Source organism: Spongiibacter marinus, from assembly GCF_016906995.1.
Lineage (GTDB): Bacteria > Pseudomonadota > Gammaproteobacteria > Pseudomonadales > Spongiibacteraceae > Spongiibacter > Spongiibacter marinus.
In genome coordinates this window covers 426,427-450,006 of record NZ_JAFBBD010000001.1, presented here as the reverse complement: position 1 = coordinate 450,006, position 23,580 = coordinate 426,427, and the positions used below count along the sequence as shown (strand labels likewise).

Annotated in this window: 24 protein-coding genes; 4 read left to right on the top strand and 20 right to left on the bottom strand. The window is 51.4% G+C overall.

Features of this window, described 5'->3' with window-relative positions; genetic code table 11:
- Positions 1-906 carry a DMT family transporter gene (locus HNR64_RS02140; RefSeq protein WP_288363562.1) on the top strand — a complete coding sequence of 302 codons (906 nt, stop codon included), beginning with the start codon at positions 1-3 and terminating at the stop codon, positions 904-906.
- Here HNR64_RS02140 and HNR64_RS02135 read toward each other — a convergent pair.
- Positions 903-1,811, bottom strand: coding sequence for a LysR substrate-binding domain-containing protein (locus HNR64_RS02135; protein WP_204994943.1), 909 nt, complete (start codon positions 1,809-1,811; stop codon positions 903-905). The two genes, HNR64_RS02140 and HNR64_RS02135, sit on opposite strands and share 4 nt — an antisense overlap.
- 144 nt (positions 1,812-1,955) lie before the next feature.
- On the opposite strand from HNR64_RS02135, the gene HNR64_RS02130 reads away from it, so the two are divergent.
- The 3 genes from HNR64_RS02130 to HNR64_RS02120 are packed head-to-tail and all read left to right on the top strand — an operon-like array spanning position 1,956 to position 3,669.
- Complete coding sequence (locus HNR64_RS02130) at positions 1,956-2,510, top strand: carboxymuconolactone decarboxylase family protein (RefSeq protein ID WP_204994942.1); 555 nt, start codon at positions 1,956-1,958, stop codon at positions 2,508-2,510.
- A gap of 58 nt (positions 2,511-2,568) precedes the next feature.
- Positions 2,569-3,156 carry a pyridoxamine 5'-phosphate oxidase family protein gene (locus HNR64_RS02125; RefSeq protein ID WP_204994941.1) on the top strand — a complete coding sequence of 196 codons (588 nt, stop codon included), beginning with the start codon at positions 2,569-2,571 and terminating at the stop codon, positions 3,154-3,156.
- Entirely contained in the window at positions 3,157-3,669 is a 513-nt protein-coding gene (locus HNR64_RS02120; RefSeq protein ID WP_239547427.1) for a nuclear transport factor 2 family protein, read from the top strand.
- Positions 3,670-3,833: 164 nt separating this feature from the next.
- On the opposite strand, the gene HNR64_RS02115 is transcribed toward HNR64_RS02120, so the two are convergent.
- From HNR64_RS02115 to mnmG, 19 genes are all read right to left on the bottom strand, one after another.
- Positions 3,834-5,447 (bottom strand): GMC family oxidoreductase, encoded by a 1,614-nt coding sequence (locus HNR64_RS02115; protein ID WP_239547425.1) that lies wholly within the window; start codon positions 5,445-5,447, stop codon positions 3,834-3,836.
- Between the two features lie 110 nt (positions 5,448-5,557).
- The gene (locus HNR64_RS02110; protein WP_051171358.1) at positions 5,558-6,835 is read right to left on the bottom strand and encodes a cytochrome P450; all 1,278 of its coding nucleotides are present in this window, start codon (positions 6,833-6,835) and stop codon (positions 5,558-5,560) included.
- 17 nt (positions 6,836-6,852) lie between these two features.
- Positions 6,853-7,173 carry a 2Fe-2S iron-sulfur cluster-binding protein gene (locus HNR64_RS02105; protein ID WP_027874990.1) on the bottom strand — a complete coding sequence of 107 codons (321 nt, stop codon included), beginning with the start codon at positions 7,171-7,173 and terminating at the stop codon, positions 6,853-6,855.
- Positions 7,174-7,404: 231 nt separating this feature from the next.
- Positions 7,405-8,433 carry a helix-turn-helix domain-containing protein gene (locus tag HNR64_RS02100; RefSeq protein WP_204994940.1) on the bottom strand — a complete coding sequence of 343 codons (1,029 nt, stop codon included), beginning with the start codon at positions 8,431-8,433 and terminating at the stop codon, positions 7,405-7,407.
- Between the two features lie 272 nt (positions 8,434-8,705).
- Positions 8,706-9,743 (bottom strand): DUF262 domain-containing protein, encoded by a 1,038-nt coding sequence (locus tag HNR64_RS02095; protein WP_204994939.1) that lies wholly within the window; start codon positions 9,741-9,743, stop codon positions 8,706-8,708.
- On the bottom strand, positions 9,728-10,774 hold the full coding sequence (locus HNR64_RS02090; RefSeq protein WP_204994938.1) for a hypothetical protein: 1,047 nt from the start codon (positions 10,772-10,774) through the stop codon (positions 9,728-9,730). The genes HNR64_RS02095 and HNR64_RS02090 overlap by 16 nt, the downstream gene beginning before the upstream one ends.
- A gap of 929 nt (positions 10,775-11,703) precedes the next feature.
- The gene (locus tag HNR64_RS02085; protein WP_204994937.1) at positions 11,704-12,129 is read right to left on the bottom strand and encodes a F0F1 ATP synthase subunit epsilon; all 426 of its coding nucleotides are present in this window, start codon (positions 12,127-12,129) and stop codon (positions 11,704-11,706) included.
- A gap of 39 nt (positions 12,130-12,168) precedes the next feature.
- Complete coding sequence (gene atpD / locus HNR64_RS02080) at positions 12,169-13,566, bottom strand: F0F1 ATP synthase subunit beta (RefSeq protein WP_204994936.1); 1,398 nt, start codon at positions 13,564-13,566, stop codon at positions 12,169-12,171.
- A 54-nt stretch (positions 13,567-13,620) separates the two neighbouring features.
- Positions 13,621-14,487, bottom strand: a complete 867-nt coding sequence (atpG, locus tag HNR64_RS02075; protein WP_204994935.1) for a F0F1 ATP synthase subunit gamma — start codon at positions 14,485-14,487, stop codon at positions 13,621-13,623.
- 52 nt (positions 14,488-14,539) lie between these two features.
- Positions 14,540-16,084 carry a F0F1 ATP synthase subunit alpha gene (atpA, locus tag HNR64_RS02070; RefSeq protein WP_204994934.1) on the bottom strand — a complete coding sequence of 515 codons (1,545 nt, stop codon included), beginning with the start codon at positions 16,082-16,084 and terminating at the stop codon, positions 14,540-14,542.
- A gap of 32 nt (positions 16,085-16,116) precedes the next feature.
- Positions 16,117-16,653, bottom strand: a complete 537-nt coding sequence (locus HNR64_RS02065) for a F0F1 ATP synthase subunit delta (RefSeq protein WP_027873454.1) — start codon at positions 16,651-16,653, stop codon at positions 16,117-16,119.
- 11 nt (positions 16,654-16,664) lie between these two features.
- On the bottom strand, positions 16,665-17,135 hold the full coding sequence (locus tag HNR64_RS02060) for a F0F1 ATP synthase subunit B (protein WP_027873453.1): 471 nt from the start codon (positions 17,133-17,135) through the stop codon (positions 16,665-16,667).
- 56 nt (positions 17,136-17,191) lie between these two features.
- On the bottom strand, positions 17,192-17,431 hold the full coding sequence (gene atpE, locus HNR64_RS02055; protein ID WP_022958922.1) for a F0F1 ATP synthase subunit C: 240 nt from the start codon (positions 17,429-17,431) through the stop codon (positions 17,192-17,194).
- A 55-nt stretch (positions 17,432-17,486) separates the two neighbouring features.
- Positions 17,487-18,425 carry a F0F1 ATP synthase subunit A gene (gene atpB, locus HNR64_RS02050; RefSeq protein ID WP_204994933.1) on the bottom strand — a complete coding sequence of 313 codons (939 nt, stop codon included), beginning with the start codon at positions 18,423-18,425 and terminating at the stop codon, positions 17,487-17,489.
- Between the two features lie 35 nt (positions 18,426-18,460).
- The gene (locus HNR64_RS02045) at positions 18,461-18,871 is read right to left on the bottom strand and encodes an ATP synthase subunit I (RefSeq protein ID WP_204994932.1); all 411 of its coding nucleotides are present in this window, start codon (positions 18,869-18,871) and stop codon (positions 18,461-18,463) included.
- A gap of 233 nt (positions 18,872-19,104) precedes the next feature.
- Positions 19,105-20,025 (bottom strand): ParB/RepB/Spo0J family partition protein, encoded by a 921-nt coding sequence (locus tag HNR64_RS02040; protein ID WP_204994931.1) that lies wholly within the window; start codon positions 20,023-20,025, stop codon positions 19,105-19,107.
- Positions 20,018-20,842, bottom strand: a complete 825-nt coding sequence (locus tag HNR64_RS02035; RefSeq protein ID WP_204994930.1) for a ParA family protein — start codon at positions 20,840-20,842, stop codon at positions 20,018-20,020. Before HNR64_RS02035 ends, HNR64_RS02040 begins: the two co-directional genes overlap by 8 nt.
- Before the next feature lie 10 nt (positions 20,843-20,852).
- The gene (gene rsmG / locus HNR64_RS02030; RefSeq protein WP_204994929.1) at positions 20,853-21,509 is read right to left on the bottom strand and encodes a 16S rRNA (guanine(527)-N(7))-methyltransferase RsmG; all 657 of its coding nucleotides are present in this window, start codon (positions 21,507-21,509) and stop codon (positions 20,853-20,855) included.
- Position 21,510: 1 nt separating this feature from the next.
- On the bottom strand, positions 21,511-23,400 hold the full coding sequence (gene mnmG / locus HNR64_RS02025; protein ID WP_204994928.1) for a tRNA uridine-5-carboxymethylaminomethyl(34) synthesis enzyme MnmG: 1,890 nt from the start codon (positions 23,398-23,400) through the stop codon (positions 21,511-21,513).
- Positions 23,401-23,580: the final 180 nt, after the last annotated feature.

The following is a 23,580-nucleotide window of genomic DNA, read 5'->3' as shown; positions in this document are numbered from 1 at the left end:
GTGGACGCATTTCATCATCAACAAACGCCCCGCGCGGCGGCCTGGATGGCTGGCGCCTTGGCGTCGTTCAGCACAATGGCGATATCGGCGCGTGAGCTGAGCGGCGAAATTGCCGTACACCAGCAACTGTTCTTTCGCAGCGCTATCGGTTTGCTGTGTTTGTTACTGATTATGCTGGTGGCCAGGTTTTCCCACTCAAACCACTTAGCGTCATCAGCGCTGCGGCTGCGCAGTCAGCGCCCGGGTTTGCATGTGCTGCGCAATGTTTTTCACTTTGGCGGCCAGTACGGTTGGTTTGTCGGCATTGGTTTGCTGCCATTAGCCGAGGTGTTTGCGCTGGAATTTACCGTGCCGTTTTGGACGATGCTGATTGCCGCCGTTGCCTTAAACGAGGCGATAACGCGCCGAAAATTATTGGCCATTTTGATGGGCCTGCTGGGCGTGTTGGTGATTGTTCAGCCGGGCTACAGCATTGTCGATAGCGCATCGCTTATTGTGTTGGCGGCGGCCATTGGCTACGCCGTTTCTCACACCTGCACGAAAGCACTCGGCGGTGCCGACTCGCCGTTCACAATTATTTTTTATATGTGTCTGGTGCAGTTACCCATTGGTTTTGCCCTGTCGATTGCCCACTGGCAGTGGCCTGATTCCGGGCAGTGGGGGTGGTTGCTGCTGATAGGCCTTATGGCGTTGTCGGCACATTTTTGCATGAGCAAGGCCATGCACTATGCCGAGGTAAGTGTGGTAGTTACGCTGGACTTTTTGCGTTTGCCATTGATAGCGCTATTGGGTGTGGCGCTGTACGCCGAGGCGTTCGACTGGGCAATATTATTGGGTGGTACATTAATGCTGGCCGGAAATATCATTGCCTTGCAGCCGCTACGAAAACACGGTCAAGCGCGTTAATGTAGAGCTGAATGGCCCGCAAGTTCTTTAGCTAACATATCAATAAAGGCGCGAACCTTTACCGCTGGATTGCGATCTTCTCGATGGAGAATGGTGATCGGTTTGGCGGCTGGTTGATAGTCTTCCAGTAGTATTTCTAACTTGCCTGCCGCGACCTCGTCGGCCACTTGGTAGGACAATACGCGGGTAATCCCCAGCCCATTCACGGCCGCTTCAACGGCGGCATCATTCGTTGTGACCGTGAGTCGTGGCGCAATCGTAATGCGCTGTTGCGCGCGGGCTTTGTCCGGCGATTGAAAGTGCCAGTGCTGGTTTTCGCCAACCGCCAGTGAGGCGATCAAGCTGTGCTTGCGCAGTTCGTCCGGGCGTTCTGGGCGATCATAGCGCTGCAAGTAGTCCGGCGAGGCGCAGACCACCATACGCACGCTGCCGACGTTGCGGCCGCGCAGTGACGAATCCGGCAGCTCGCCAATGCGTATACCGACATCAATCCCTTCTTCCAGCAGGTTAACCACGCGGTCGAGAAACACGGCATTTACCGTGGTTTTGGGATAGCGCTCCAGGTAACGAACAATACTGGGCGTAATAAAGCGCCGCCCAAACAGTACGGGCGCGGTGACGGTGAGCTGGCCCTGGGGTTCGGTGTTGATCCCGCTTGCGGTGTGGTCGGCGGCCTCCAGCTCGGCAAGAATCCGTTTGGCATCGTCCAGATAACGCCTGCCGATATCGGTCGTGCGCACGTAGCGGGTGCTGCGCTGCAACAGCTTTACGCCCAGGTTATCTTCAAGTGCGGCAATGGCGCGGGTAACGGCGGGGGGCGACAGCTCCAAACGCCGCGCGGCGGCGGCAAAGCCCTCGGCTTCGGCAACGGCCACATACACCTTAAGCAAGTGAAATTTGTCCATAAGTCTTGCGCGCCATTATTCCGGTTAAAGTAATAATGAATTGCAATGTACGCCGATTCTTCTTCTATGTGAAATTCGGCAAGGTAGCGGTGTCGGGCAGTTACGGCGGTAGCTGCACCAAACCACTTACTTGAGGATGCCACGATGAGCCGTTTACCTATTATCGACCATGACAACGCCAGTGCCGAGCAGCAAGAGTTGCTTGATGCAATTCAACAAAAGCTGGGCATGGTGCCAAATTTTCTGAAGATCTTTGCCAATTCCCCCGCGGCGCTGCGCGCCTTTCTCGGCCTGCACGGTATTGCCGGTGAGGGTGAGTTGCCGCCGGCTACCCGCGAGCGCATCGCTCTGGCGGTGGCTCAACAAAATGCCTGCCAGTACTGCGTGTCGGCGCACACGGCCATTGGTCGCAAGGCCGGTTTGAACGGCGACGAAATTGCCGCCAATCGCGCCGGTGGCAGCCAGGATGCCAAAGCCGCGGTGGCGGTGAAGTTTGCCAATACGCTGGTTGAACACAGTGGCAGTGTCACCGCCGCCGAGATCGCCGAGCTGCACAGCGCGGGCTACAGCGACGCGGAGGTGGTGGAGATTATCACCCACGTTGGCATGAACATTCTGACCAAATTCATCGGCAAGGCCAGCGAGGTGGAGATCGACTTCCCCACGGTAGAACTGAGCCTGAGCCAAGGCGCTGCCTGAGCGTTTTCAGCCACGGCCCCTTGGCAGTCGAGGGCAAGGGGCCACCGGAGGCAGCACCATGGGACACCGCTACGCCAAGCTAATGTTTAGCCCCGCCGCCAAAGCGCTGCAAAGCCAGGGCCGCAGCCGCGACACTTATGCGCGAATGGAGCAGGGCGAGGACTACAACTATTTGCTCAGCGACAAGGAGGCGCAATTTATTCGTCAGCGCGACAGCCTGTATATGGCCAGCGTTAGCGAGTCGGGCTGGCCCTATGTGCAACATCGCGGTGGCCCGCCGGGGTTTATCAAAGTGTTGGACGCGGCGACGCTGGGCTTTGCCGACTATCGTGGCAATCGCCAGTACATCAGTGCTGGCAATGTGCAGAGCAATAATCGCGTGTCGCTGTTTTTGATGGACTACCCAAACCGCCGCCGTCTGAAAGTGGCGGGGCGGTTGGAGTTTATCGACCCAGATGATGCGCGCTTACAGGCCTTGCTGGACCCGAACTACCGCGCCCGCATTGAGCGCGGCGTGCTGATACACATTGCCGCCTTTGACTGGAACTGCCCCCAGCACATCACCCCCCGTTATACCGACGCGGATATTGATCGCATGGTCGAGCAGCGCTTGCGCGAACTCGGCGTAGACCCCAACCAACAGTAAATGCCAACCCTAATAGCCAAGCACAAGGAAATGATGATGACCGACCCCAATACTCGCCCACCGCTGCCCCCGTTTAGCTACGAAGAAGCGGTAGTGAAAACCCGCAAGGCAGAAGATGCCTGGAACAGCCGTAACCCCGAGGCCATCGCCCTGGCCTACACTGAAGATTCTCAATGGCGAAACCGCGCTGACTTTCCGGTGGGCCGCGCAGAAATCATCGCGTTCTTAGCCAACAAGTGGCAGCGCGAGCAGGAATATCGTCTGATTAAAGAAGTGTGGGCCCACAGCGGCAACCGCATTGCCGTGCGCTTTGCCTACGAATGGCGCGATGACGGCGGTCAGTGGTATCGCTCCTACGGCAATGAAAACTGGCAGTTCGACGAGCGCGGCCTAATGGCCTACCGCCACGCCAGCATTAACGACATGGCGATTAGCGAGGCCGACCGCAAGTTCCACTGGCCGCTGGGCCGTCGCCCTGATGATCACCCGGGCTTGAGCGAGCTGGGGCTGTAAGGATAGCGATAAGGGCGGCCTGGGCCGCCCCTTTTATATGACTGGCCGGTTAGCCAGCCATAGCATTGCGAACCAAGAGAACAGTCGGGTAATCTCCACCATATCCGTTGCGTTTATAAACTTAGCTTTCGCTTTGGTTAAATAAAAATATTTCACCTCTTAATCTACTGTACTTTGTTAGGAATGAAGCTCATGGCACGTTCTGCCAGAGCGGTAATGGTCAGACTAGGGTTGACGCCTAGATTGGCGGACAGCATAGAGCCGTCGATGATGTAGAGGTTTTTATAATTAAAAACGCGGTTTTTTGCATCGATCACGCCGGTCTCGGGTGAGTCAGACATAGCGCATCCGCCCATACAATGTGCGGTCGTAGGAACGTTAAATGCAATTTCCGATAATGAGCTTAGTCCGATGCCCCCTGTAGCCTGAGCGACTTTGCCGGTGAAATCATTGGCTTCCGGAATAAATGTAGGGATAGGCTTCCCCTCACTATTAAGGCTCTTAGAAAAGGGCCAATACCAGCGACGTTTCCAGCGCATGTTGATATGCCCTTCGATGGTTTGCATAACCAGAAAGATCACGGTCTCTCGTGAAAATCGCCATGGAAGTAGACTTCGCAAGCCACTGATAGGCTGGGTGCATAGTAGTTTTATTATTGCTTTGAGCCAATATAGAATTCGCACAACACCGGGTCGGCCACCAGTCAATACGGTGAAAAGCCCGCTTAGTAAGTTGGAGCCGTCGGGATAGCGAACTGCTTCAATATGGGTATTCTTATCTATGTGGATACCTGAACCTATAGCGATACCTTTTGACAAGTCCTCATCTGTACCGGGATAACGAATTCCTAATATTGATTCTGAGTTAGTACGAACGCGATTACCTAGGTCAGAGGAAATATTCGGTAGCGAGCCCTTGTCTTTAAGATCAAATAACAAGCTTTGCGTACCTAGGGATGAGGCTGAAAAAATTACCGATCGCGCAGTATAGAATTTCGGTTTTTTTGAAAAAAAAGCAAAGCTGTTAACCGTCTTTACACGATAGCCCTCTTCACCGTCACCGGAGGTGCCCAGTGGTGATACATCCACAACACGCGTTTCAGGAAGCAACTGAACGCCATTATGTTCAGCCAGGTATAAGTAGTTTTTGTCTAAGCTGTTTTTCGCATTATAATGGCAGCCCACCATACAACCACCGCAACCGATACAGGAATTGCGAGAGGGCCCCTTGCCGCCAAAATAAGGGTCGCTATATTCAGTGCCAGGTGCGTCGTGCTTTTCTCCGAAGAAAACGCCAACATCGGTATAGTAAAAGCTATCTTCTACGTCTGCCGCCTTTGCCATCTGCCGAAGTTTTTCATCCGCCGCCGCTCCGCGTTCATTGCGCGTGACGCCTAACATTTTCTTGGCCATGGCATAGTACGCTGGCATGATATTCTGCCAATCATCAAGAGACGACCAGCCACCATCATTCCAAACTGAATCGGGGGGAATAAGCAGAGTTTGGGCATAGGTGATAGAGCCTCCACCTACGGCATTGCCATGAAGGACCATCACATGTTTAAAAAGACGAAGCCGGAGAAAGCCGTGCAAACCTAGTATTGGTTGCCAAAGGTAAGACCAAATTTTCCAGTTCGTCGACGGTAAATTCTCGGGAGTCCATCGCTTTCCTTGTTCGATGACCAGTACACTATAGCCTTTTTCGCTTAATCTATATGCGCTAACACTGCCACCAAAACCCGAACCGACGATAATATAGTCATAATCGAACTTATTCATAATATCGGCCAAAATAGTAAAAAAGCCTCTCAGGAAAAATCCTGTGTGATAATAAGCGTGCCAGATCCGATCACATAGAGGCGTAAGGGGAGGGTGATTAGTTATAATAATTACGAGGCTTTAGGAATCACTTTAACTTGCATATTTACATAACCATTCACAAAATTTGAATGTACTCTCTCTGGCTGTTTAAGAACTTCTATATTATCGAATCGCTTGAGTATCTCTTCCCAGGTAATTCGAAGCTGCATCTCGCCAAGCCGATTACCCATACAGCGGTGAATTCCCATACCAAATGATAGGTGTTGACGCACTCGAGGCCGATCAATAATTACCTTATCAGGATTGTCGATCACTCTTTCATCGCGGTTTCCGGAGATATACCACATAACGACCTTGTCGCCTTTCTTGATCAATTTGCCATTGAGGTTGAAGTCAGATTTAGCTATGCGGCGCATATAGGACAAGGGGGTCTGCCAACGAATAATCTCGGAAACCATGCTGGGGATTAGATCCGGATTATGCTTAAGTTTCTCGAGCTCACCTGGAAACATGTTCATGGCTAGAACACTACCTGTGATCGAATTGCGAGTTGTATCATTGCCGCCGACGATTAACAGGCCTAAATTGCCAAGAAACTCAGCAGGGCGATTGATCATATCTCTGGTGTCGGCATTAGCTTCCATTAAGCTAATTAAATCGAAGGTGGGTTCATGTCCGGCTTCTCTTAGCGCCGCTTTCTGAAACCACATTTTCGAAAACGTTTCTGCCATATCTTGGAGTGCCGCATTCCTCTCTTCTTTATCGGCGGTGCCTCCCGACAGTTCGGGGGCGCCTGTGGCAATATCAGACCAATACGGCAACTTATGACGATCTTCATAAGGAAAGTCAAAAATCGTTGCCAGCATTTGCGAGGTTAGCTCGACGGAAACTCGAGATACCCAGTCAAAGCTTTCATTGAGCGGCAGATTATCTAAGATCACGCCGATTCTTTCGCGAATGAGGCCCTCCATTGCCGATAAATTCCGCGGCGCCACGACTGGTTGAACCGCTGCGCGCTGAACGTCGTGTTTTGGCGGGTCCATCGCAATAAAATTTTCTAGCGGGAGGTCGGGCTCCGGGTCACCGATCATAATAAAAGGTTCAGCAGAGAAAACCTCATGATTGGTGTCTACGGCAACGATATCCTCAAAACGAGTAATAGACCAAAAGGGACCGAATGGACTGTCCTCTAGAAAGTGCACAGGGTCTTCGTCACGAACGCGCCGGAAGTATTCCGGCCACCTGTGTTGTGAATAAAGACGCGGATCGCTGAGATCGATTCTATCTAAGGGAACACTGGTCGCATCCGGCAAGGTATTATTTTGTGGGTCTAGCTGATTTGCCATTACTATCTCCTGATGAGCTACATCTGAAATTCTGGAAGTTTTACAACCAATCCGTTTAAAGGCGTCTCAACAGTTATTTGGCAAGCTAACCTGGACATTTCGTTTTTTTCTGGGGTCATTTCCAGCATTGCACACTCCGATTCGCTGGGCTTGCCGGCTTTGTCCATCCAGCTAGTATCGATGAAAACGTGGCATGTGCCGCAGGCACAGCTACCACCACAATCAGCATCAATACCTGGGACGTTGTTATCCAGCGCAGCCTGCATTAGATTGGTACCAGGTGCAGCGCGTACGTTATGTACTTCGCCGTTATGTTCAATGAAAGTGAGTTCAATCAACGTCGTTCTCCTTATTTTGGGTAATGCTGATATTGTCGAAAGAAATATAGGTTGGAACGACTTGTCATTTTCAGTCCATTCCTGTTCATAAGACGACAGCATGCTCAGCCTGTTGGAACTCAAGGAGAGAAATTATCTGGATGGAACGAAAAATTGTGCGCCGATTTGGACTACGGATAAAGTATTTGAAATATATAAGGAGGAGAGCAGGCAATATCAACGGTTTTAAGCCTATTGATCTTGACGAAATCTCTTGGGTGTTTTGCCGGTAAAATTTTTGAAGGCGCGTGAAAAATTGGAGTCGCTGTTATAGCCACAAGCGTGCGATATTTTACAAATTGGATCGTCGGTGCTGGCTAGTAAAAACTTCGCATGTTCGATCGAAACTTGTTGTTTTAATTCAAGAAATGATGTGTTTTCGCTCTGTAGGTGGCGCGCGAGCGTTCGCTCTGAATAATGCATTTGTTCGGCAATAGGAGCGATATGTATCGATAAGCCCTTAGTGAGTCGTTGCCGAAGAAGGTTTTTTACTTTACTGGATAATGACGGCGTCGACGGTGGGGTAGCGGTTTTTAAACTAGCGTAGACCTGCTCAAACGTGGATTGGTTATGGGTGTGAAGGTGTTGAATTAGATGATGGTTGTCGAAAATTACCTCAATAATGCGCTTTGAGAAAGCAAAGGTCGCTTTGAAATGATATTCATACCGGGAAATATCATTTTCAATGCAATGAGTCAGATGAATTCTTGGGGCAGGCAAAGGCAAATTACAAAAATATCGCAGGTTTAAAAAATAGCCTGCAACAACCTCATCTAAGTAATGCTGTACATCACCAAAATCGATGACCGGACGCATAACTATGTGGCACTTTCCGCCGCTATCAATTCTTTCGAAGTGATATGCGGGCATTACGGTATGTGAGTAGTCAACCATTAATTTCAGTGCCTGATCCACTGTTTTGGCTGTGAAGGATGCTAATCCAAACATACCGCCAGGTACCGTTATCGGCGCAAACTCCGAAAGTAAGACGGAAAGTGGTTGGCCCGGAATGGCGATGTCTCGACAGCTGCGGAGCATCTCGCGTAGTTGCCAGCCTGAAATATAGCTATCGCTACGGTTAATCTGATCGGCTGTGATCTCGCAGCGGTCGTATAAATTTTTTACATCTACTTTTCTGTGTTCAAAAAAATTTTCTCCTAAGTCCAGTAAGGAGATAGAGAAGGTTGAACCATCGATAGGGAGGAGCGTTGCTGTCGTCATTATTATCGTGTCTATTTTTCTGCGGATGGCGGGAAATGAATATAAACACTGAGCGTTAAAGAGTCCAGAGGATTGTGATTTACCGATATGGCGGTGATGCCCGTACACGCGGCTATGGGAGCCGCGCGAATGTAGATTATTGAACTTACGGAAATGAGATAGGCGGGTGCTAAAAACTTCACCCTATAAGCATACAGAAGCTGTTCGACATTCAACCTTCAAGCACCAGCGCAGATTAGATGCCTGCGTCCGAGAGCATTGAGTTTTAAAGTCTATAGAGCAACATAATCCCAAAGTGCTTGAAACCTGCGCTTTCTTTGGCCTTGATCTTTAGTTCTCGCTGACATGCTTTTTTTATAAATATCTATGTGTTCATTTTCAATATTACCGGATCGTAGCTCCGTAAAAAAATCATTCAACTTATTCTTAACATCTTCAACAGGAATCCGTTCTTGAACACATTTATTTGCCAAGCACCAAATACCGTACAAGTGAGAAACACCACCTACTCGATACGCATCAAAATCGATATCAATATTTTCAATATAAGTTGTCACTTCAATGAATCTAGATTCCAAGCCATTCCAATCTAAAGTCTCATTAACATATTTTTCGTACAAATCATCAAGTTCTTGTTGATTCGCGTGTAAGGGAGTGTCCTCGATTAACTGAAATAATATTTCTGATACAAACTCATAGTGCTCCATTCTTGCAACATCTGTTTTTGATAGCCTTTCCTTCCAAAATGGCAAATCTGCGATTCTCTCTACGAGTAGCAACAAACCTGTTCCGTGATATACAGATTTTCTCAACTCTTGGCCATTAAGCGGTTCTCCATTACGATTTAGTCTATCGAATATATTATCAATAACCTTTTTATCTGATGTATCGATATATTCAATTGGTATTACATATCTCCACAGTTTTCTCTTGTATTCTGTGAGCCCTTTTTTATCCAAATCGCTAAAATACACACCTGCAATATTTTCATCATAGAAGGGACTATTTTCAAACTCATCAGATGCTGGGATTTCATTTTTTAAAAAACGTATTAGAGAGGTCAACCTTTGCTTCCCATCAATGATATCGTACTTTGTTTTACCCGTATCATCATCGATCTTTTGATGAAGAAATATTGGAGGCATTGGAAAGTTTTTGAGAACACTATCTATAAAGAATGATTGTTTCTCATCACTCCAAACACTTTTTCGTTGGTAAGCAGGATCAAAATTATATTTATCAAGGAGAAAGTTTTCCCAAAAGTTTGCAACTGTGATGGTATTTGTTTCTCGGCTCAGTATGCTTGACATGTTATTTTCTCCTTCAATGTGGCAGAGCCAGAATACGTTACAAAATTGCTAAATATACTGGTTAATACAGCATTTATTGTACGCTTTGGATTTGGATTTATCATAGTAACGTCTAGGAGGGGGTCGCAGCTTACAAAAAGCTCATCGAGCTCGGCTCGATCCACATGCCAATAAGAAAGGCCACAAATTATCATTTCGTCGTTTTTATCTAAGCGTGTTGCCTTGTGTTTTGCAGTTCCTCTTATTTGCGAAGCCCAAGTGTGATTAAATCTAGAGGATTCTCCAGCTGGCGGAATTAAAGCGCTTACTAAATAATTATCATCTAGATTTTCGTAGCTGACTGTAAACTCGTCTGTTGACCCATCTAAAAGTTCATTATTGAGCTTGATGAAATATGAATCTTTATCCATTTTTTGTTTATGTGTGAAGCTTATAGAACCATGAGGCTTCAATATATTAATTTTCACCATGGGATCATTTTCGCCAATCATGCCAACGTTAAAGGGTATATCGAACTTCTGCAAAACACGTTCAAGCCATATATCATAGTTATAGGTAACTATAACTATTTCACTGTAATAGTCGCTCTCGTTTGCGTATTTTATAAATTTTAACCATGGCCAATTCTCAGCTGAGTCCGGAATATCCTCAATTTTCCGATTATAAAATATGAATAAATGTTTCAAGTATTGAAGCAATTCTTTGTAGGCATAAATGTATATATCATTAGGCCTATATTCATGGCCAACAGGGTTGCGTTTCTCCTTTGATGCGTAAACATTTACACAGGTGATTATATCCTCAATTAATTGCATTGCGCTGTCATTATCCATGTTCGGCCTCGCGCCAAGGTTCCAAAGATGGGGGCAGTGTTTGAACGATAAAAAACCAGGCATGCCTGTTGTTGGCCATGGAACTTCAGCGCCACGCTTGAATAGATTTACAACATCAATCTCGCCCTCTCGGTTTATATGATGGAGAAAGTCAACGGTGAACCCATTTCCTAGAGCTATAAATAGTTTTTTTCTCAAAAGTGATTCTCCAAATTCAGGGACGAGTAGCGAACAGCTCGTTTATCAGACTATTGGCCTCATAATTAATATTACCGAGCTGCCATCTATCACTTTCAGGCCATTATTTTACGCCGCTTTATTGAAAGTACTAATTCTCTAATTAATTAGCCCTGAGTTCATTAATAGGGCCAACAGAAGCTCGGTTTAACTGTTAAGTGGGTTGCCTTGTTAATAGCGAGGGAAGTTGGAGGAAATTTAGTAAAATTCTTACCGTTCCTTCGGTATTGGGGGCAGGACATCCTTAACTGCGTCGCGTTTATACCCTAAATTTTCGCTCCACATTAGGCAAGTATTTATTGGAGCTAAATCTCTGGCACGGACGAACTCTCCCCTCAGCACTGCCGAGCACGGCGGTGCTCAAGCGGATGAGAGCGAGGACTGTTTGAGCCGATAGGCGAGTTCCGCAGCGACCGCTTGGGCAGCGCCGCGCGCAGGGTATCGGCGGCGACCAGCCGACGACAGTGATGCGGGGTGCCTTTTTACTCGGCATTGCATGCCTTCGCCCTTCGGGTCGCCGACGAGCGGCGCTCAATGCAGAAAACACATTGTCTTTCCCCCCTTTCTCTTTGGGCAAGCAAAGAGAAAGGGGGTCGCCCAGCAGGGCGAAACCATTGGTATCAGCATCTGGGAGAATGAATATTTCAGCGGGCCATCATAAAGGGACCACGTATCGGAATCGCGGTTAAGATCGCGGTTAAAACCGCTCCTACAAGTAACTCGGATCGGTCGCGGTCACAGCCACTATGATGGTAGGCAGTGCCAAAACGCTCCTACATTGATGCGAACACGTTGATAGAAAGGAAGGGAATTGTTGAGTTGGTAGGGCTGTTTTGCAGGCATAAAAAAAGGCGGCCTAAGCCGCCTTTTTCTGTAACTCCCAAAGGGAATTACTTGCCCATCGCCTTGCGAATTTGCTGCAGGGTACGCAGCTGTGCAGTGGCTGCTGCCAATTGAGCCGCAGCGCGCGAGTAGTCTACGTCGGCGCTTTGGTTCAGCATGGCTTGCTGAGCTTGCTTTTGTGCTTCCAGTGCAGCGGCTTCGTCGAGGTCGTCGGCACGCAATGCTGTGTCGGCAAGAATGCTCACAACATTGGGCTGGACTTCGAGGTAGCCACCGGAGACGTAGTAAACCTGCTCTTCGCCGTTGTCCAGTACGAGGCGTACGGGGCCGGGCTCGAGCGAGGTTAACAGCGGGGCGTGACCGTAGGTCACACCCAGGTCACCCTGAATGCCATTGGCAACGATCAGCTTGGCGCGGCCGGAGAAGATTTCTTCTTCGGCACTTACGATGTCGCAATGTATTGTCATAGCCATATCTTCAGCCTCTTAGGCGTGAAGCCCGCTTGCGCGGACTTACAGTTTCGACGCTTTCTCGATTGCTTCTTCGATGGTACCAACCATGTAGAAAGCCTGCTCTGGCAGGTGATCGTAGTCACCGTTCAGAATGCCTTTGAAGCTGGCGATGGTGTCTTTCAGAGACACGTACTTACCGGGGCTGCCGGTGAAGATTTCGGCAACGTGGAAAGGCTGTGACAGGAAGCGCTCGATTTTACGTGCGCGCTCTACGGTCATTTTGTCTTCTTCAGACAGCTCGTCCATACCCAGGATGGCGATGATGTCTTTCAGCTCCTTGTAGCGCTGAAGTACAGTCTGTACGCCGCGGGCTACTTCGTAGTGCTCTTGACCAACCAGCAGTGGGTCGAGCTGACGTGAAGTAGAGTCCAGTGGGTCTACCGCTGGGTAGATACCTTTTGCTGCGATGTCACGGCTAAGTACTACCGTTGAATCCAAGTGAGCAAAGGTGGTTGCTGGCGAGGGGTCAGTCAAGTCATCCGCCGGTACGTATACCGCCTGGATAGAAGTGATGGAACCGGTTTTGGTTGAGGTGATACGTTCCTGAAGAACACCCATCTCTTCCGCCAGTGTGGGCTGGTAACCTACCGCTGAAGGCATACGACCCAGCAGTGCTGATACTTCGGTACCGGCCAGTGTGTAACGGTAGATGTTGTCGACGAACAACAGTACGTCACGACCTTCGTCACGGAATTTTTCAGCCATGGTCAGACCAGTCAGTGCTACACGCAGGCGGTTGCCCGGTGGCTCATTCATCTGGCCGTATACCATTGCTACTTTAGATTTCGCGAATTCTTCAACGTTTACAACGCCGGCTTCCTGCATTTCGTGGTAGAAGTCGTTACCCTCACGAGTACGCTCACCAACACCTGCGAATACAGACAGACCGCTGTGCTCAGTTGCGATGTTGTTGATCAGTTCCATCATGTTTACGGTTTTACCAACACCGGCACCACCGAACAGACCAACTTTACCACCCTTGGCAAACGGGCAAACCAGGTCGATAACCTTGATGCCGGTTTCCAGCAGGTCAGAAGACGCTGCAAGCTCTTCGTACTTCGGTGCAGCGCGGTGGATTTCCATGCGCTCTTTTTCACCGATGGGACCACATTCGTCGATGGGGTTACCCAGTACGTCCATGATGCGACCGAGTGTTTCGGTGCCCACGGGTACTTTGATTTTTTCTTTGGTGTTGTCGACATCCAGTCCGCGACGCAGGCCTTCAGAAGAACCCAACGCGATCGCGCGAACTACGCCATCACCCAATTGCTGTTGTACTTCCAGCGTCAGGCCGCTGTCAGTCACTTTCAGTGCATCATAAACCTGTGGCACGGCATCGCGCGGAAACTCCACGTCGATAACGGCGCCGATGACTTGTACGATACGTCCGCTACTCATGTTAGGTTCCTCTTAAAAACCTTAAAAATTTCAAAATCCGTTGCCGGTATCGTGTTATGACGATACCGCTGCAGCACCGCCAACAATCTCTGACAGCTCTTGCGTAATGGCTGCCTGACGGGCTTTGTTGTATACCAGTTGCAGACCGTCGATGATTTCGCCAGCGTTGTCGGTAGCGCTCTTCATCGCGATCATCCGGGCAGCTTGTTCACATGCTCCGTTTTCAACCACTGTTTGGTATACCTGTGACTCAACGTAGCGAGTCAGCAGACCTTCCAGCAGTTCTTCTGGAGTGGGCTCGTAAATGTAGTCCCAGTGATGTTTTAAGCTGTCGTCTTGCTCTGCTTCCAGTGGCAGCAGTTGGCGAACAAACGGCGTTTGAGTCATGGTGTTGATAAACTCATTGCCCACCAGGTAAAGACGATCAATCCGGCCTTCGCTATAGGCGTCCAGCATGGTTTTAACAGAGCCGATCAGATCGCTAACGCTGGGCGCTTCGCCCATGTCGCGCACTGATGCAACGATGTTGCCGCCAAAGCTGTTGAAGAAGCCCGCTGCTTTGCCACCAATCAGGCAAAGATCAACGTCGACGTTTTTGTCAGACCAGCTGCGCATGTCTTTAATAGCTTGCTTGAACAGGTTGGTGTTCAGGCCGCCACACAGACCGCGGTCTGTAGAGACAATAACGAAGCCAACGCGCTTAACGTCACGCTCTTCCATATATTGATGACGGTATTCCGGATTTGCATTGGCGATATGCCCAACCACTGCGCGCATACGCTGCGCGTAGGGCTTACCCACTTCCATGCGATCTTGAGCTTTACGCATTTTACTCGCCGCAACCATTTCCATGGCGCTAGTGATTTTTTGCGTGCTCTTGATGCTGGAGATCTGGGTGCGTATTTCTTTTGCACCTGCCATGATTAAAAATCCTCAAGCAGTAAAGCGCTCCCGGGAGAGCGCTTTATCCGTCTTACCAAGTCTGTGTTGACTTGAACTTTTCGACCAGTTCTTTGAACTTGCCTTCCAGCTCGTCATTCCAGTTGCCGGTGTCGTTGATCTGCTTCATCACGTCGCCGTATTCAGCGTGTGCGTAAGCCAGGATCGCCGCTTCGAAGTCCAGTACCTTGCTAACATCAACGTCTTTCAGGTGACCTTCGTTCGCGCAGTACAGTGACAGAGCCATGTCGGCAATGCTCATTGGGCTGTATTGCTTCTGCTTCATCAGCTCGGTTACGCGCTCACCTTGCTCAAGCTGAGCTTTGGTTGCGTCGTCGAGGTCAGAAGCAAACTGGGAGAAGGCCGCCAGTTCGCGGTACTGAGCCAGTGCGGTACGAATACCACCGGACAGTTTCTTGATTACTTTTGTCTGCGCTGCACCACCAACACGCGATACCGAGATACCGGCGTTCATTGACGGACGAATACCGGCGTTGAACATGTCGGTTTCGAGGAAGATCTGACCGTCGGTGATCGAGATTACGTTGGTCGGTACGAAAGCAGAAACGTCACCAGCCTGGGTTTCGATAACAGGCAGTGCGGTCAATGAACCGGTTTTGCCTTTTACTTCACCGTTGGTGAATTTTTCTACGTACTCTTCAGAAACTCGTGCAGCACGCTCCAACAGACGCGAGTGGAGGTAGAATACGTCACCGGGGTAGGCTTCACGGCCTGGCGGACGACGCAGCAGCAGCGAGATTTGGCGGTAAGCCCAGGCTTGCTTGGTCAGGTCATCGTAGATGATCAGCGCGTCTTCACCGCGGTCGCGGTAGTATTCGCCAATAGTACAGCCGGTGAACGGTGCGATGAACTGCATAGAAGCAGGATCAGACGCGGTCGCGGCTACGACAACGGTGTGGTCCATTGCGCCGTGTTCTTCCAGTTTGCGCACAACGGCGGCAATAGAAGAGGCCTTCTGGCCAACAGCGACGTAGACACACTTAATGCCTGAGTCTTTCTGGTTGATGATGGCGTCAACAGCGATGGCTGTTTTACCGATCTGGCGGTCACCGATGATCAGCTCACGCTGGCCACGGCCGATGGGTACCATGGAGTCAACGGCTTTCAGACCGATTTGCACGGGCTGGTCAACCGACTTACGCCAGATTACACCGGGAGCAACTTTTTCAACTGCGTCGGTGAGTTTGGCGTCGACGGGACCTTTACCGTCGATGGGGTTACCCAGTGCGTCGATAACGCGACCCTGAAGTTCGGGGCCTACGGGTACTTCCAGGATACGGCCGGTACATTTACAAGTTTGGCCTTCGGCGATGTCAAAGTAGTCACCCAGGACTACCGCGCCGACTGAATCGCGCTCGAGGTTAAGTGCCATACCGAAATGGCCACCTTCGAATTCGATCATTTCACCGTACATCACATCGGTCAGGCCGTGGATACGTACGATACCGTCTGATACCGAGACGATAGTGCCCTCGTTTTGGGCTTCAGCGGTCACATCTAATTTTTCGATGCGCTGCTTGATAATATCGCTAATCTCGGAGGGGTTCAGTTGCTGCATGCTCTGTTCCTCAATCCTATTCTCTAAAACGCTCAGGAATTTACTGCTTCAGCGAGTTTCGCTAAGCGACCGCGCACCGAGCCATCTATAACCAGGTCGCCGGTGCGAACCACAACGCCGCCCAACAGGCTGCGATCTTCGTGGCTGCTTACCTTCACCTGGCGTTGCAGTTTTTTGCTCAAAACGTCGGCAAGACGTTGCTCGGATTCTGAGTCCAGCGCGAAGGCTGTCGTCAGCTCGACGTCCACGGATTTCTCCTGGACGGCTTTGTGCGCGTCAAACAATTCGCTGATTAACGGCAGTAATGCCAAGCGCTTGTTTTCTGCGAGAATCCTGATGAAATTTTCACCGCCGGCATTGAGTGCATCGCCGCAGACGTCGATAAATTTCTGCGCTTGCTGCTCGCTGGTGATGGCCGGAGAAGACAGCAGCTTGGCTACCGCTTCCTGGCTGGCGACAGCGGCTGCCGTTGCCAGCATTTGTGACCACTCACCTAATGCCGAAGAAGCCAGGGCGTGCTCGAAAGCCGCCTTGGCGTAGGGTCTAGCCATTGTGCTCAATTCAGCCATGTCAACCTCGCTTACAGGCCTGCGGCCAGCTTGTCGACCATGTCTTTATGAACAGACTCATCGATAGACGCTTCCAGTACTTTTTCAGCACCTGCCAATGCCAGTTTAGCCACCTGTGAACGCAGTGCTTCTTTCGCACGGTTCATTTCCTGCTCTACTTCGGCTTGGGCTGCTGCTTTCAGGCGATCGCCTTCAGTACGTGCAGACTCTTTCGCTTCATCAATAATTTGATTGGCGCGCTTGTTGGCAGCATCAATGATGGAAGCCGCTTCCGCTTTGGCTTCGCGAAGCTGCTTGGCAGCTTTTTCCTGAGCAAGCTCAAGATCGCGACCCGCGCGGTCTGCGGCATCAAGACCGTCAGCAATCTGCTTTTCACGCTCTTCCATTGCCTTGCGAATGTATCCCCACACAAATGCGTGGCAGAACCATACGAAGAACAGGAAGGTGATCGATTGTCCAATCAGTGTGAGATTAATATTCACGCCGATACCTCTGCTATATCAAGTTGCTGAACGTGTCGTATTCCGAATGCGTGCAATTAAGCGGGCAGGCCGGGAACAACAACGAACAGAACGTACATAGCGATACCAACACCGATCATGGGAACGGCGTCGAGCAGACCAGCGATCAGGAACATTTTACCTTGCAGCATTGGCGCCAGTTCAGGCTGACGAGCAGAGCCTTCCAGCAGTTTACCGCCCAGCAGTGCGAAACCAATCGCAGTACCCAGTGCGCCAAAACCGATCATCAGTGAAACAGCAATCAGAGCCAAACCCATGGTAGTTCTCCTACATTTTAAGTTAAGAAAAGTTTAGTTAGTTAAAGCAAATACCTTAGTGGAACTGGTCTTCTTCTTCGATCTGGTGCGCCGTTGCCATGTAGACAATGGTCAGTACCATGAAGACGAAGGCCTGCAGTGTAATAACAAGGATGTGGAAAACTGCCCACGCCCACTGCAACACACCTGCAAAGAGTCCCAGAATCAGTCCGGCGCCGAACATTGTGGCGATCAGAATGAAAATCATCTCACCGGCGTACATGTTACCGAACAGTCGCAGACCGAGTGAGATCGGCTTGGAGATCCACGAGATCGCCTCAAGCGCGAAGTTGATCGGCACCAGGAACACGTTCACGTACCACTTGGGGTGGTGGAACGGGTGCAGAGTGAGTTCTTTTACAAAGCCCATAAAGCCTTTTTTAGCGATGGTGAAGTAAACCATCAGGCCGAAAATGGTGAAGCCCATGCCCAAGGTGATGTTGGGGTCAGTCGTGGGAACCACTTTGAAGTAGAAGTGCGGGTCGCCGCTGATCAATGCAGCAAGCTGTGGAATCCAGTCGACGGGCACAAGGTCCATCGCGTTCATCAGGAAGATCCACATGAAAATAGTCAGTGCCATTGGCGCGATCATGGCGTTTTTGTGGTGGAAACCGTCTTTAACTGTTTGGTCGATAAAGCCGATAACCATTTCGACGGCATTTTGTGCGCCGCGGGGAATGCCACTGTGAGCGCGCTTGGCGATGCGGGCAAAAAACAACAGAAACAAAAAGCCCAGACCAATTGACCACAACATGGAGTCAACGTGGATAGCCATGAAACCCATGTCCGCCGCTTCCTGGCCGCTGTGTGCCAGCGTCCAAGTATCTGCCGCCAGCACTTCGTGCACGTGGCCTTCGCTATCAAGGCGCTCGTAGCCAGCGGGAAGCTTGCCATAGGTGAGATTGGTTAAATGGTGCTGGATATATCCAACAGTCGACTGCGATTCAGCTGCCATATGTCACTCTCATTGCAAAACTTAGAAACTGTGTTTTACCTTGCGCCGGGGTTTCTCAACACGGCCACCAGCAAGGTGTTTAAAAGCATACCCACCAGGTATGCCGAAAATACGGCGACGGCAGAGAGGGGTCTGACCATTGCGAACGTGGCGGCAAACAGCCCAACCGTCGCAATAAATTTGCCCGCTTCTGCCCGGTAGAATGATTGATTTACCTCGCGCGCGTATGCCGCGCCGGCGTACTTAAAAACCTGGCGCGCAAAATAGGCATTGGGTAAAACGGAAATCAGCCCACCGATTAACAGGGATTTTGCTACCACCCCGTTAATTGAATATGTAAACCCGCTTGCGACAAGCAGCACGATGCATTGCAGGCCATAAATTTTTAGCAGTGGGGGTTTGACGGTGGCTAGCGCAGTTTTCTGCTGCCGCTGTGTTGCTGTCATTGCCCTGTTTACCTGCCGCTGCAACGCATTTTTCGCTTGTCCAAAAAGCGGGGCGAATTATAGGTGGTCATTGGCTAAGGATCAACCGATTTACCATTTATGCGACCAAAGTCTGCAATAAGCACAATTCGCAATTCGTTAACAATATCAGGAATTTAGCAGCACAATTCGCGGGGTTATTTTACCTGGCTACCAGATGGGGTAGCACCGCTACATTGTTGCCACCAAATAAGCTATTTCATATGGCTTAGAATTCCGTCCAATTCGTCCAGGCTGCTGTATTTTATGGTGAGTTTTCCGCGGCCTTTGGCGCCGTGCTGAATTTGCACAGGGGAGCCGAGTTTTTCGGACAGACTGTCTTGTAATTGTTTGATGTCGGGGTCGATGCGCGTGCTGGATTTGGCGGGGCTTTTGGCCTCGTCAACCAAGCGTCGCACCAGGGCTTCGGTCTGGCGCACCGATAAACCGCGGCTGACGACAGTAGCAGCGGCGCTGCTCTGCTGCTCGGCGGGCAGGCCCAGCAGGGCGCGACCGTGGCCCATTTCAATATCGCCATTTTCCAGCAGGGTTTGCACGTCGTCGCGCAGCCCGGTGAGGCGCAGCAGGTTGGTGATGGTGGTGCGCGATTTGCCCACCAGGCCGGCAATTTCAGCGTGGGTGAGTTCAAATTCTTGTTGCAGGCGAACCAGCGCCAAGGCCTCTTCCATGGGGTTGAGGTCTTCACGCTGCAGGTTTTCGATCAGTGCCATCGCCGCCGCGGCTTCGTCGGGCACTTCGCGAATCAGCGCGGGTACGGACTCTAAACCGGCCAATTGGCTGGCGCGCCAACGGCGCTCACCGGCGATAATTTCATAGCGATTGTCGGCGATGGGGCGCACAACAATCGGCTGCATAATGCCCTGGGAGCGAATGGACTCGGCCAGTTCTTCCAGGCCTTCGGCGGGCATTTCGCGGCGCGGTTGGTATTTACCGCGTTGCAGGTATTCGATGGGCAGGTTTTTCAATTCGCCATCCACGGCGGCGTCGCTCACTGCCGCTGAGGTTGTCTCGCTGGCTTGCTCCACACTTGTCGCGGTATCGGCGATCGCTACCGGTTCTGCGGAGGCGCCCAGCAGGGCGTCCAGGCCTCGTCCTAAACCTCGTTTCTTAGCCATTGATGTGTTCAACCTGTTGTTCGTTCTGGCCGCCTTTGGCAGGCGCTTCAGTGGATGTTGCGCGACGCAAAATTTCCCCGGCCAAGGCCAGGTAGGCCAGAGCCCCTTTGGATTGTTTGTCGTAGTACAGCACCGGCAGGCCGTGGCTGGGCGCCTCGGCCAGGCGCACATTGCGCGGGATGACGGTGCTGTAGAGTTTATCGCCAAAGTGGTGGCGCAGTTCGTCGGTGACCTGATTGGTCAGGCTGTTGCGGCCGTCGAACATGGTGCGAAGTATTCCCTCAATCCGCAGCTGCGGGTTTATCAGCTGAGTCACGCGGCTGATGGTATTGAGCAGCGCACTCAAGCCCTCAAGGGCATAGTATTCACACTGCATGGGAATGATCACGCCATCGGCAGCCGCCAGTGCGTTAACGGTAAGCATATTGAGCGACGGCGGGCAGTCGATCAGCACGTAGTCGTAGTCGTCAGCGATATCGCCAAGCGCTTCACGCAAGCGGAATTCGCGACCGATCTCATTGATCAGCTCAACCTCTGCCGCGGTGAGATCCTGGTTAGCGGGCAGTACATCAAAGCCGCTCTCGGGTGCCACGGTGCGGGTATCTGCAATGGCGCGCTGGGCGACCAATACGTCGTACACCGTGTGCTCCGCCGCGTTTTTATCCACCCCGCAACCCATGGTGGCATTGCCTTGCGGGTCGAGGTCGATAAGCAGCACGCGGCGTTTTGTCGCCGCCAGAGACGCAGCCAGGTTAACACTGGTGGTGGTTTTCCCCACGCCGCCTTTCTGGTTGGTGATCGCGAATATGGTGGCCACGGCCCGGTCCCTATTGATCGCTCGCAGAATGTTCACCGCTGTGCTGAGAGGCGATCACCATCAAGTGGCGGGCCTCGTCGACACCGGGAACGGAAAGAGTATGACAGGCTTCGACGATAAAGTGTTTTGGCAACTGACTCAACTCTTGCTCGGGGTATTGCCCCTTCATGGCATAGAGTTTTCCCTGCGGGGCGAGTAAGTGCTCACAACCGCCAGCCATGTCGGCGAGCGAGGCAAATGCCCGCGAGGTAATGCCGTCAAATCCCTGTTCGTCGCGCAGGGATTCTACGCGGCAACAGTGCACCTGCACATTGTCGAGGCCGAGTTGCAATTTGGCCTCGATCAAAAACCGCGTTTTCTTGCCGTTGCTGTCGAGCAGCTCAAACTGGCGCTCGGGGAACAGTATTGCCAGCGGAATGCCCGGCAGCCCGGGGCCGGTGCCCACATCGAGAATGCGCTGGCCATCGACCAGATTGGCAACACTCAGGCTATCCAGCAAGTGGCGGCTGACCATTTGCATGGGGTCGCGCACCGCCGTGAGGTTGTAGGCGCGGTTCCACTTCACCAGCAAGGCGAGGTAGTTGAGCAGTGCGTCGATATTGGCGTCGGTAATCGAGAGCCCAAGTTTTTGGACACCCCGCGTTAGGAATTGGCGTTCGTCATTCACCTCAGGCGGACTTCCTTTCCAGCAGACCGCGCTTTTTCAGCGTAATCAGTAACAGCGATACCGCGGCCGGGGTCACGCCGGGAATCCGCGAGGCTTGAGCGAGGGTTTGCGGTCGCGCGTCGCCCAGTTTTTGTTTGATCTCGTTGCTCAGACCTTCGATCACGCTGTAGTCAAAGTCCAGTGGCAACGGCGTTTCTTCATGGCGACGCAGGCGCTCGATTTCGTCTTTCTGGCGCTCGATGTAGCCCGCGTATTTCACGCCAATTTCAATTTGCTCGGCGACATCGTCCACCACTGCTTCGCCGTCTTGCACCATGTCCGCCAAGTCGGCATAGCCAAGCTCCGGGCGTTTTAGCAGGTCGAGCAGGTTGTATTCGTGACTGATCGGTTTGCTGAACTTGGCCGCCAATTGCTCGGCTTGCGGGGTATTCGGTTGAATCCACGTGCTGGCCATACGCTGGCGCTGGCGCTCAATGGCTTCGCGCTTTTCGCAGAACGCGGCCCAGCGCGCATCGTCGACCAAGCCCAGTTCACGGCCCTTTTCGGTGAGCCGTTGGTCGGCATTGTCTTCGCGCAGCAGCAGGCGATATTCCGCACGTGAGGTAAACATGCGATAGGGCTCTTTGGTGCCCATGGTAATCAGGTCGTCAACCAGCACACCGATGTAGGCTTCGTCGCGACGCGGACACCACGACTCTTTGCCCTGCGCCAGCAAGGCGGCGTTGGCACCGGCCAATAGGCCCTGGGCAGCGGCTTCTTCGTAACCGGTGGTGCCGTTGATCTGACCCGCAAAAAATAAACCGGCAATGAATTTGGTTTCCAGCGAGTTTTTCAGGTCACGCGGCTCGAAGAAGTCGTACTCAATGGCGTAGCCGGGGCGCGTCATATTGGCGTTTTCAAAGCCCTTGATCGAGCGAACCAACGCCAATTGAATATCAAACGGCAGACTGGTGGAAATGCCATTGGGGTAAAGCTCGTGTGTTTTCAGGCCCTCGGGCTCGATGAACACCTGGTGAGAGTTTTTATCGGCAAAGCGATGGACTTTGTCTTCGATCGACGGGCAGTAGCGGGGGCCGATTCCCTCGATTACGCCGGTGTACATGGGCGAGCGGTCTAAACCACTGCGAATAATCTCATGGCTGTGCTCGTTGGTGTGGGTAATCCAGCAGCAGACTTGCTCGGGGTGCATGCTTCGGTCACCCAGGTACGACATTACCGGACGGGGTTCATCGCCCCACTGTTGCTCCAGGCCAGCAAAGTTGACGGTTTTTGCGTCAATGCGTGGCGGCGTGCCGGTTTTAAGGCGATCTACCCGGAAAGGCAGTTCGCGAAGGCGGTGCGCAAGTGCAATGGAGGGTTGGTCGCCGGCGCGACCACCGCTGTGGTTATCCAGACCGATGTGGATTTTTCCGCCGAGGAAGGTGCCTGCCGTCAGGACAACGCTGCTGGCATAGAATTTCAGGCCGATATTTGTCACCACGCCGCGAACACAGTCGCCTTCGACGATCAGGTCGTCTACGGCCTGCTGAAAAATGGCGAGGTTTGCCTGGTTTTCCAGTATTTCTCGTATGGCGGCTTTGTAGAGCACGCGGTCAGCTTGTGCGCGGGTTGCCCGCACCGCGGGCCCTTTACGGGCGTTAAGCACTCGAAATTGGATGCCACCGCGATCTGTTGCAAGGCCCATCGCGCCGCCGAGTGCATCCACTTCTTTGACAAGGTGGCTCTTACCAATGCCACCAATGGCGGGATTGCAGGACATTTGCCCCAGCGTCTCGATGTTGTGGGTAAGCAAAAGGGTTTGGCTACCCATACGGGCAGCAGCCAAGGCGGCTTCAGTACCGGCATGGCCACCACCGATAACAATGACATCGAATCGCTGCGGATAGTCCACAAAACACCTGAATGAGTAATTTTACTGGGGGCGAAATTATACGGGGTTCTGGATGCGCTGCAATGAATTGGTGAATTTTTAATCAATTCTTTTTTTGTGTTTAAAGAATAAGATTTTATGAATATATATGTTGATAGTTTTATGTTTTTTTATTCTTGATACTGATGTTAAGGAACCGCT

Bases quoted from the DNA above. Each gene is read 5' to 3' on its own strand.
- HNR64_RS02130 (WP_204994942.1), top strand. From the start codon at position 1,956: ATGAGCCGTTTACCTATTATCGACCATGACAACGCCAGTGCCGAGCAG.
- HNR64_RS02045 (WP_204994932.1), bottom strand. From the start codon at position 18,871: ATGACAGCAACACAGCGGCAGCAGAAAACTGCGCTAGCCACCGTCAAA.
- HNR64_RS02065 (WP_027873454.1), bottom strand. From the start codon at position 16,653: ATGGCTGAATTGAGCACAATGGCTAGACCCTACGCCAAGGCGGCTTTC.
- HNR64_RS02120 (WP_239547427.1), top strand. From the start codon at position 3,157: ATGCCAACCCTAATAGCCAAGCACAAGGAAATGATGATGACCGACCCC.
- HNR64_RS02115 (WP_239547425.1), bottom strand. From the start codon at position 5,447: ATGAATAAGTTCGATTATGACTATATTATCGTCGGTTCGGGTTTTGGT.
- HNR64_RS02040 (WP_204994931.1), bottom strand. From the start codon at position 20,025: ATGGCTAAGAAACGAGGTTTAGGACGAGGCCTGGACGCCCTGCTGGGC.
- atpE (WP_022958922.1), bottom strand. From the start codon at position 17,431: ATGGGTTTGGCTCTGATTGCTGTTTCACTGATGATCGGTTTTGGCGCA.
- HNR64_RS02110 (WP_051171358.1), bottom strand. From the start codon at position 6,835: ATGGCAAATCAGCTAGACCCACAAAATAATACCTTGCCGGATGCGACC.
- HNR64_RS02125 (WP_204994941.1), top strand. From the start codon at position 2,569: ATGGGACACCGCTACGCCAAGCTAATGTTTAGCCCCGCCGCCAAAGCG.
- atpG (WP_204994935.1), bottom strand. From the start codon at position 14,487: ATGGCAGGTGCAAAAGAAATACGCACCCAGATCTCCAGCATCAAGAGC.
- HNR64_RS02095 (WP_204994939.1), bottom strand. From the start codon at position 9,743: ATGTCAAGCATACTGAGCCGAGAAACAAATACCATCACAGTTGCAAAC.
- HNR64_RS02085 (WP_204994937.1), bottom strand. From the start codon at position 12,129: ATGGCTATGACAATACATTGCGACATCGTAAGTGCCGAAGAAGAAATC.
- atpA (WP_204994934.1), bottom strand. From the start codon at position 16,084: ATGCAGCAACTGAACCCCTCCGAGATTAGCGATATTATCAAGCAGCGC.
- HNR64_RS02135 (WP_204994943.1), bottom strand. From the start codon at position 1,811: ATGGACAAATTTCACTTGCTTAAGGTGTATGTGGCCGTTGCCGAAGCC.
- HNR64_RS02100 (WP_204994940.1), bottom strand. From the start codon at position 8,433: ATGACGACAGCAACGCTCCTCCCTATCGATGGTTCAACCTTCTCTATC.
- atpD (WP_204994936.1), bottom strand. From the start codon at position 13,566: ATGAGTAGCGGACGTATCGTACAAGTCATCGGCGCCGTTATCGACGTG.
- atpB (WP_204994933.1), bottom strand. From the start codon at position 18,425: ATGGCAGCTGAATCGCAGTCGACTGTTGGATATATCCAGCACCATTTA.